Origin of the sequence: Actinomadura logoneensis (assembly GCF_003428695.1) — a bacterium.
Lineage (GTDB): Bacteria > Actinomycetota > Actinomycetes > Streptosporangiales > Streptosporangiaceae > Spirillospora > Spirillospora logoneensis.
In genome coordinates this window covers 1-1,000 of the sequence record NZ_QURH01000448.1, presented here as the reverse complement: position 1 = coordinate 1,000, position 1,000 = coordinate 1, and the positions used below count along the sequence as shown (strand labels likewise).

Sequence of the window (1,000 nt, the reverse complement as noted above, 5' to 3'; positions counted from 1 at the left end):
CGGGCGGGCCGCACTCCGTCGCCGCGAGCGCGGCCGTTCCGGACCCGCGGGTCGGCGAGGTGCTGGACGACGTGCACGGCAGCGCCACGACCGCGCTCGCCGACCTGCGGCGGCTGCTCGCCGCGCTGCGCGCCGACCCCGGACGCGACCTCGGGACGCTGATGACCGACCCCGGCGACCTGCCCGCCGCGCTCGCGGCGGTCGTCGAGCGGGCCGAGCGCGCGGGGGTGAAGGTGGACGCCGAGATCGGCGCGGACCTGACCCGGCTCGACGCGGTGCGGGCGCTGACCGTGCTGCGGCTCGTCCAGGAGGGGATGACGAACGTGGTGAAGCACGCCGGGCCGGGCACGGCCGTCCGACTGGAGGTCGCGGCCGACGGCGAGGGCCGGGTGCGCGTGGAGCTGGCGAACGACCTGCCCGGCGGCGCGTCCCCGGCGGGGTCCGGGCACGGCCTGCCGGGGATGCGCGAGCGTGTCGAGCTGGCGGGCGGCACGCTGGCGGTCGGGCCGTCCGGGGACGGCTGGCGGCTGGCCGCGCTGCTGCCGGCGGGAGGCGCGGCGTGATCCGGCTGATGATCGTGGACGACCAGCACCTGGTGCGGTCCGGGCTGCGGATGCTGTGCGAGTCCGCGCCGGACCTGGAGGTGGTCGGCGAGGCCGCCGACGGGCACGAGGCCGTCCGGCTCGCGGCCCGGCTCGCCCCCGACCTGATCCTGATGGACCTGCGGATGCCGCTGCTGAACGGCACCGCCGCGACCGAGCGGATCCTGCGCGAGCGGCCGGCGACGATCGTGGTCGTCCTCACGACGTTCGACGACGACGACCACCTGTACCCGGCGCTCGCGGCGGGCGCGCGCGGCTTCCTCGCCAAGGACGTCGAGCCCGCGCAGCTGCTGGACGCGGTGCGCCGCGCGGCGGCGGGCGACACCCCGTTCAGTCCCCGCGCGCTGCGCCGCCTGGTCGAGCAGGCGGTCGCCGCCCGCGACGCCCGGACGGCCGGG

Annotated in this window: 2 protein-coding genes; both read left to right on the top strand. The window is 78.6% G+C overall.

The genetic code is table 11. From position 1 onward, the window contains the following. On the top strand, positions 1-563 hold a 563-nt coding region (locus DZF91_RS40130; protein WP_407920927.1), incomplete at its 5' end, for a sensor histidine kinase. After that, positions 560-1,000, top strand: a 441-nt coding sequence (locus DZF91_RS23230) for a response regulator (RefSeq protein ID WP_147341299.1), incomplete at its 3' end; no start/stop codon positions are given. The genes DZF91_RS40130 and DZF91_RS23230, both read left to right, overlap by 4 nt.